General features: G+C 60.6%; 5 protein-coding genes. 4 read left to right on the top strand and 1 reads right to left on the bottom strand.

The features are described 5' to 3' along the window. Positions 1 to 692: 692 nt before the first annotated feature. Positions 693 to 1814 (bottom strand): replication initiation protein RepC, encoded by a 1122-nt coding sequence (gene repC, locus FGX59_RS35485; protein WP_138473286.1) that lies wholly within the window; start codon positions 1812 to 1814, stop codon positions 693 to 695. Between the two features lie 446 nt (positions 1815 to 2260). Between repC and FGX59_RS35480 the strand changes: the two genes are divergently transcribed. The 4 genes from FGX59_RS35480 to FGX59_RS35465 all read left to right on the top strand — a co-directional run bounded on the left by FGX59_RS35480 (position 2261) and on the right by FGX59_RS35465 (position 7239). Further along, positions 2261 to 3574 carry an AAA family ATPase gene (locus FGX59_RS35480; protein WP_138473285.1) on the top strand — a complete coding sequence of 438 codons (1314 nt, stop codon included), beginning with the start codon at positions 2261 to 2263 and terminating at the stop codon, positions 3572 to 3574. Between the two features lies 1 nt (position 3575). After that, complete coding sequence (locus FGX59_RS35475; RefSeq protein ID WP_138473284.1) at positions 3576 to 4634, top strand: ParB N-terminal domain-containing protein; 1059 nt, start codon at positions 3576 to 3578, stop codon at positions 4632 to 4634. 1040 nt (positions 4635 to 5674) lie between these two features. Then, complete coding sequence (locus FGX59_RS35470) at positions 5675 to 5893, top strand: helix-turn-helix domain-containing protein (RefSeq protein ID WP_138473283.1); 219 nt, start codon at positions 5675 to 5677, stop codon at positions 5891 to 5893. Then, positions 5890 to 7239, top strand: a complete 1350-nt coding sequence (locus tag FGX59_RS35465; RefSeq protein ID WP_138473282.1) for a HipA domain-containing protein — start codon at positions 5890 to 5892, stop codon at positions 7237 to 7239. The genes FGX59_RS35470 and FGX59_RS35465 overlap by 4 nt, the downstream gene beginning before the upstream one ends. Positions 7240 to 7656: the final 417 nt, after the last annotated feature.

Below are 7656 nucleotides of genomic sequence, written 5' to 3'. Positions count from 1 at the left end.
GTTGGACGGCAAGGCTACCCCGCCACACGATCGCCCAGCGGCGTCTCCAGACCGGGATCCGGGGTGACCGGATGTCCCGGAATCCGTGACCGGGTCAAATCGGAGTCACTGACCGGATGTTATCGGAATGCCTGACCGGATGGCCCCGGAACGCGCACGCTTGCGCAGGTCGACGCGTTTCAGGCCCGGGGCGCGTCCACCAGCACCGCTTCCAGTACCATTGTCGCGTGGGTCACCGCTGCCCCCTGCCCACATCAAACCACGCCTCAAACTGGTCCGGCCCAGTGCCTTGGCCGACACCGGGCGCTCGACCGCGCACCGCCAGCCAGGCAAGTTTCACCGGCCGGTCGGCGCAAATCGCCGGGGCGCAGAACATTCACTGTGTCACGCAGCTCCCCTACCCGCTCCGGATCTCCAGAAATCCCTACATATACAATTATTTAATACAGTCAGAGGTCACCCAAGCGGACATCCAGGGTAGCGTGTCGAGGTTTCTGGTATAATTCGGATAGCCAAATGCCATGCCCAAAGCCAACATTCTCACGGCGCTTTTGGCATCCACATCCGCCTTATACCGCCGCCTCCTGCGGCCCCGGAGATGTCCGGTAGGGTTCCATTACCGGATTTTTAGTCATCGCATTACAACAGATGTCTGTACCAGAGGCGGGTATGTCCGCATGGGCGTCCTACAATCAGCGCTGGTTAACGTGACAATCCGGTTGGGGCTTCATGTTAGAAAGCATGAGGTTTGCGAGGTCTAGCCGTTCCATGTCCCAGCATTTTACAAGATGCCTGAGATAGCCGCCGGGATTTCGGATGGTGGGATGGCGTTCAAAAACTGTTCCAAGTAGCACCGAGGCTGCTGGAGTCCCCATTTTCTGGCGGGCGTCGGCCCAGGCTCGTGAGCTGTCTGTGAGCATTGCTGCGGCATCGTCGAAAGCTTGGTCCAAGTCTTGAGCTGTGTGCGCTCCTTCGAGGAGCTTCGTCAAGGTTGGAAAAGCTGTCTCGAAATCTGGAACCTGTGGTTTGGTAGTCGTGTTCGAGGAAATAGGAATTTCTTTGATAGAGTGTTCTTTGTGTCGCTCAAACTGGTTGTCTGTGTTGCTCAGCTCGTGCTCCGATGAGGTACTTCTGCTTTCCATCTCAGCTATGGTTTGACGAATTTCCCGGTCAAGTTGCGCGAGATCCGAGCAGGTGAGTTTTCTACGCATGCGCTTCTCAAAATGCTTGAGCTGGTCTTGCTGCGGCGATGCCGGATCGTCTTGAACTCGGATCCGTTGCCGGAGTTCGGCCAGGACTGAAGCGCAGTCATCGCGCTTGAGGCGGATCTGCAGCGCTAGGCATTGCACTTCGTTTTGCATTTCCAGGATGCGTGGGCGGAGCGCGATCAAGGGGGACAGATCAATGCCATAGGCCCGGAGGGTCTCCGCCCCTGCCCCACAGCGGCGGTAGCGCTTGCGGTTTGGTGCCATGCGGCGCTGAACGAGGCCGCGTTCTTCAGTACGGCGGATGCAACGGTTGACGGTGCTGTCTCCGGACCTGCCCATCCGTTCGGCAATTGCCGAGTTCGAGGCGAAGACGATGCACTGGCCGTTCCGGTCAAGTGCCAGAGACGTGCCAGGCACGAAGCTGAGTAGGACATCGAGAAAATGGATATCGGTGCCATTGAGCTTCAGCTCCGCAGCGCAGGCCTTGATCGGGTCGAGAAGGTCACGCCACTTGTTCAGGACAGGTACGGACCCTGCCCCGGTGCCGGTTGCCGTAGGCAAAGCCGGACCGCCCCGCTGCCGCGCGGGTTCTGGAAAATCTGCCATATGGGTGTCACGGGCCCCGGGAAATCGGCAAAAACCAACTATTCGCCCGCTAGGCGTTGTTGACTTTCAGAGGTCCGGGGGCCATTCTCAAGGTGCTAAATCGAGATGGGGCGTCCGGAGAAATCTGGCGCCTCTTTCTTTTCGGCCTTCTGTGCCTCCTTGCTGCTCTCTGCCGTCAATGACCGACTCGGCTTGTGCCGATTCTTGGTTCACAAGGCAGAGTTTAGCCATCGGTCCCGGATTTTGTCAAACTTTGGAGAATACCGGGATCAGGAATGCTGACACTGTCGTCACGACCCCAAGAATGGCGGGAAGGAGGCAGTAGTTCCACAGGATGTTGGTGTGTGGCGCCTGGAACAGCAAATCCCGGATTTCTGAAATTTCGGGGTTTGGATTTCCGCAAATCCCGATATTCTCCCAACCAAAGAAATGGCGGGATCAGGGCAATGGATGATCACACGACACTGAGGATGATGAACGAGGCGAGCCTCCAGCAGCAGCAGGCGGTGCGCGAGCAGACTTTCTCTCCGGATGATACCAAGCAGCTTCGGCGCTTCTCGACTTGGGAGGTGGCGAACTTCATCTTCGGGGTGAACCAGGACACATTCCGCAAGAGGCTGATGGACCAGCCCGAGCTGCCGCAGGGCACTGTCGAGAAGTCGAACGGCCAGCGTTGGTTCACCATCGACGAAATCGGGCGCCTGCGGCGCGGGTTGAAATTCAAGAACAAGTCGCTTGTGCCGCCGCGTCCCAAGGGTCGTGCACTCCGGGTCGGAGTGGCGAACTTCAAGGGCGGCGTCGGCAAGACCGTCGTCGCACAGCACCTTGCTCATGCGGCTGCGCTGGACGGGTACCGCGTGCTGGTCATCGACTTCGACCCGCAGGCGACACTGACCCATTCCATGGGGCTGACCGCCGTCAGCGAGGAGCAGACGGTTTGGGGCATCATGTGCCGCGACCTCTGCAAGGAGGCCGACCGGATCGTAGAGACTTATGACGACCCCGAGGACTGCCCCTACCCCGCTTCCTATGAACTGCCGGACGACGTGCAGTCGATCGGCCGCCAGAAGTTCGGCGATTTCATCCTGCCGACTTGCTGGGGCCGATCGATCCACATCATTCCTTCCTGTGCCAATGCGGCCTTCGTCGAATTCGCCTCGGCGCAGTACCGCAACCTGCATCCAGGCTGGACTTTCTTTGGCTGTGTCTCGCGCTACCTCGACGAATTGCCGGATGATGAATACGATCTGATCATCTTCGACTGCCCACCCGCCATTGGCTACCAGTCGCTGAACGCCACCTTCGCGGCGGACGTGCTCTACATCCCTTCCGGTCCTGGCTATTGGGAGTACGACTCCACCACCTCCTTCCTGGGCCAGCTGGCTACGGCGATGGAGGATATTTCGGCCGGCTATGCCTCTCATGCCAGTGGTGCGCGGCTGAAGCTGCCGAAACAGTTCCTCGCCATACGGGTGCTGATGACGCGCTTCGAGCCGTCGAACGAGCTGCATGAAGCGATGAGACGAGCTTTCAACAATGTGTTTGACGGACGGGTCTGCGAGAACTCGATTGAAATGACGCGCGCGGTCGAGCAGTCCGGACGGTTCCAGAACTCGATCTACGAGCAGGACTACCGCGAGATGACCCGGGACACATGGAAGCGTGCGCGCAAGAGCTTTGACGATGCCTATGCCGAGTTCCGCGAGACGATCCTCTCGGTCTGGCCGGAACAGGCGAAACCGGTGAGGAAGGCTGGCTGAGATGGCGAAGTCCAAATTCGATATCGTCCCTGGGGTCGCGGCGCGCAAAAAGGCGATGGCGGATCCGCTGGCGAAACCGGGACCGATGAGCACGGCGATCAGGGAAACAGCGCAGACGCTTGACAAGGCCGAGGAAGATCTGCGCCAGCAGCGCAAGCGCAATGCCGACGAAGCGCGGCAGTGGCGCTCGGCGCTGGAGGAAGGGCTGGTCCTGCTGCGGCTGCCACTGGATGTGATCCGGTCCGAAGATCTGGCGCGAGACCGGTCCAATCTCGCCGAGGAACTGAAGAGTCCGGAGATGGAGGAGCTGAAGCAATCGATCCGGGTGCTCGGCCAGAAGGAGCCGATTTCGGTGCAGCAGACTGGCGAGGGCTACTCGCTGACCTCTGGTTGGCGGCGGCTGAACGCTTTGCGGATGTTGCACGAAGAGACTGGCGAGGACCGCTTCGCCATTGTGACGGCCAAGGTCGAGGTGTCCGGGGCCGGGCGCATGGACCGTTATGTCGACATGGTTACCGAGAATGTCGTCCGCAAGAACCTCTCTCTGGCCGAGATGGCGGGGCTTGCCATTGCAGTGGCGGGAGATCCTGAGGCTGAGATTGCCGATGCCCGGGCTGCGGTAAACCGGCTCTATCATGCACAGAGCCCGGCCCAGAGGTCCTATGTGAACGCTTTCGTCAAGCTGCTGGGCGAGCTGGGCGGCAGCCTCATCGATGCTCGGGAAGTGGCGCGCGATTTGGGCGTGCAGGTGTCGCGCGCGCTGACGGAGTCGAATACCGCTGGGTTGCGCAAATCGCTGGACGAAGCCGCTGACATGGCGGCGCAGCAGAAGATCCTGCGCGATTTTGTGGATCAGTCCGACCGTAGGCCGGACCCGCGCGGTTCGGCGCGGGCAGCTGCAGCAAAAACGGAGTTCCGTGTCGGGCAGGCCAAGCTGACCGCCCGCAAGGGCGAGGTACGGATCAAGGCACCGGTTGATTATTCCGAGGTGCCGCGCGAGGTCTTGGAGGATGCATGGCGTGCCTTCGAGGAGGTGCTTCGCCGCCAAGATGACCACTGACTTTAACGGCCGTTAAAGGGACCGGGTGCATCTGCAGTGCGCATTTAACGGCCGTTAAACGACAGAAGACAGGAAGGACCGCTCGCGACAGCTGGCGGTCCTTTTCATTTCGGTCACTGTAAATGAGTGCTCGTTAACGCTGCCTGGGGACGCGAGTTGATGGACTGCGGAAGCACGAGTTCTGCCTGGAAGCCACCGCAAGATCAGGTGCGGAGGTGTCTGCGACAAGAGGGCAGGGCGGTCGCGAATGATGGACATATTCTCGCCGGGTTGGATTTGTCCTGGCGAAACTTGCAGTGCGACGCCGCAGGAGATCATTGCCCGCATCCTGTCTGGGGGGCTCTCTCTCGATATGGCCATTCGCGCCTGCGTTTGTCCTCAGCTCCGTGGTCAAGACGCCTCTAGAGTGATTGCTGTTGTGTAAGCGCCCCCGGAGATGAACGCCTCGATCTTGCAGACCTGATAGGATTGGTTCCGAACCGTCTTGTCCTACGAGGCAACCCGGAGCCGCCAGGCTTGGCGCGTGTCTTCCTTGAACGACTTCTTCCTAGGCTGGGCATGCAACCACGTGGTGTTTGGGCCTGGGCCCACTGCGAACCGAGCGTAGGCCATGGGAGGCGACGGTTTCAATGAGCGGCAGTCCATCGGATAATTCTCCGGTTTCGAGACATCGCGCCGTTCTTTCCCTGCCCGATCCGGAGAGATGGAAGGGGTCCTGCTTTCTGGCGCGCGGAGGATAGCTCTCCAAGCGGCGCGAAGTTGGCCTGTTCGGGGAAGGCCCCTGTCTCGGACACTGCCGCCGCACCGACTATTGGGAGCTAGAATTGGTCGTTTTCGCAATGTCCATGTTGTGTCCACCTGCCGAATAGCAGCCACGCGGCATGCTATTCCGTCTCGTGGATCGTCGCGATAGATATGGCTGGAGTGCCATATATATGCGACACCGGCATTCCGAAACGCGGGAAAAGGTTCAAGAACCATATTTCCTTGTGTGGAATGGAGGACCATGAGATATATGGCTCTAAAACCATGGAGCGCTCATGCACAGGAAAATAGGCACTCATGAAGAACTCGGAGAGCTGCTTCGCAGCCGACGCCGTGCGCTGAAGATGAGCCAGACTGACCTTGCCTCGCTCACCGGGGTCGATCAAGGCAACCTGTCCAAGATCGAGCGAGGTCAGCTCCCGGCCACCCTTGATACCTACTTCCGCCTGATGTCTGCCCTGGGTATCGACCTCTATGCAGAGTTGCGGTCATGAGACTCGACGTCTGGATGGAGGGCCTCGACAGTCCGGCCGGAAGCCTCGTCCGCGCGCGGGACCGGAGCCTTTCCTTTGTCTATGCCGTCGACGCACCTGCCGAAGCACGGATCTCGGCGGCCATGCCGGTCCGTGAAGAGCCTTATGGCGACGCGGCCTGCGTCGCCTACTTCGGCAACTTGCTCTTCGAGGGACGCGAACTCGACCGGATCATGGATGGCTTCGGTATCGACCGCGATGATATCGGGGCGCTGCTGCATCACCTCGGCGCCGACTGCCCAGGAGCCATTTCAGTCACGCCAGAGGGAACTGGTCCGGGCAAGCGCCCCGGCCGGTTCCCGGACGACTACGAGGAGCTTTCTCAGGACGATCTCCGCCGCCTGATGGTGTCGCTGCATTTCAGAGGAAGGCTTCCGGAGGGGGCGGGGGATCCGTCGCCGCTCGCCGGAGTTCAGCCGAAGCTCGCCCTGGTCGCGCGGGATGGCCGCTACTTCCTGCCCCGGGAAGGCAGCCGGGCCCCGACCACTCACGTCTTGAAGGTCTCACCACGGGACGACGCAGATCTGACGCGCCATGAGGCCGCGTTGCTCTCGCTGGCGCGGAACTGCAAGCTCGACGTGATCGAGAGCAGCTATGTCGAGATCGATGACGAGGAAACCTGCGCATCGATTGGCGCTTTGCTGTCGTGCCGCTTCGACCGCGCCTTCGACGGCCGGACAGTGCGGCGGATCCATTCCGAAGATTTCGCCCAGGCCCTTGGACTGCCACGCAGCTTGAAGTACGAGCGCGACGCGGTGATCCCGGAGCGCCGTTTCTCCTTGGAAGCCGTTGGTCGGCTTGCACTTGGAACTGTCGCACCCGCGAAGTTCCAACTGGAGTTCCTGGCGCACACGCTGTTCAACCTCGCCGTCGGAAACACCGACAATCACGCAAAGAATGGGGCGATCCTCTACGACGGGCAGGCAGGCCGCTTGGCGCCGCTCTACGATGTTGTGCCGGTGATGATGGACAGGCGCGTCACTCATGCATTCTCCGCCCTGATCGGCGGCGCATCCTACGCCGAGGACCTCACGGTTCCGGCGTTGGAAGCGGCGTTTCGGGATCTGGGATTTCTTCGAGCCAGGATGAGTGGCTCGCGGTTGAAGCTGCTGCGGGATATTGCCAAGCTCTCAGGGCCAATCCTTGAAAGGGAGAGCGGGAAGTCGCTGGCCGATGCGGTCGCGACGCAGATGAGGGTCATCGAGGGGGCCACGGGCCTCGATCTCCATGTGCCGCAGCGGGACTTCTATCCCCGCCAGACCCGGGATGAGGCTGCGCTGACCGTCGGCTGGGGCGGGCTGAGCTAAGGCTGCGCCGAAGGGAGAACTTGCGGAAAACCGGGAAGTTCCGTCTTCGGTATGCGGCTGGCTGGGAAAGGTTCAGGCAACTCCGTGGCAGGCTTGGGTTCTTCCATTTTGATCTCGTACCAGTACTCCAGCTCGCGTTACCGAAGCGTTTCGACGGTCTTCGTGCCCTTTCGGTGGGGCTGGGGGCTAGGGATGAAGAATTGTCCAGTAAGGCAGGATTACCGGACATTCTTTGGGTCGCAGGGGGCGGCGGTATGAAGCGAATAAGGATGGAAAAGCGCCGCAGCGGCCGGCCGTCCCTCCGGGCGGACTCCTGCAAGGGGACCGGCGCTGGCGGACCCGGTCCAGGTTCTCCCGGCTACGGCCGGCGCCGGAACTCGGTCTTTGGTTGTGTCAATCATAGGGTATCTACCCATA

The sequence above is a fragment of the Poseidonocella sp. HB161398 genome, from assembly GCF_005870025.1.
GTDB lineage: Bacteria > Pseudomonadota > Alphaproteobacteria > Rhodobacterales > Rhodobacteraceae > Mangrovicoccus.
This window is presented reverse-complemented; position numbering and strand designations above follow the sequence as displayed.

Coding starts and splice junctions, on each gene's coding strand:
- repC (WP_138473286.1), bottom strand. CDS start 1,814: ATGGCAGATTTTCCAGAACCCGCGCGGCAGCGGGGCGGTCCGGCTTTG.
- FGX59_RS35480 (WP_138473285.1), top strand. CDS start 2,261: ATGGATGATCACACGACACTGAGGATGATGAACGAGGCGAGCCTCCAG.
- FGX59_RS35475 (WP_138473284.1), top strand. CDS start 3,576: ATGGCGAAGTCCAAATTCGATATCGTCCCTGGGGTCGCGGCGCGCAAA.
- FGX59_RS35470 (WP_138473283.1), top strand. CDS start 5,675: ATGCACAGGAAAATAGGCACTCATGAAGAACTCGGAGAGCTGCTTCGC.
- FGX59_RS35465 (WP_138473282.1), top strand. CDS start 5,890: ATGAGACTCGACGTCTGGATGGAGGGCCTCGACAGTCCGGCCGGAAGC.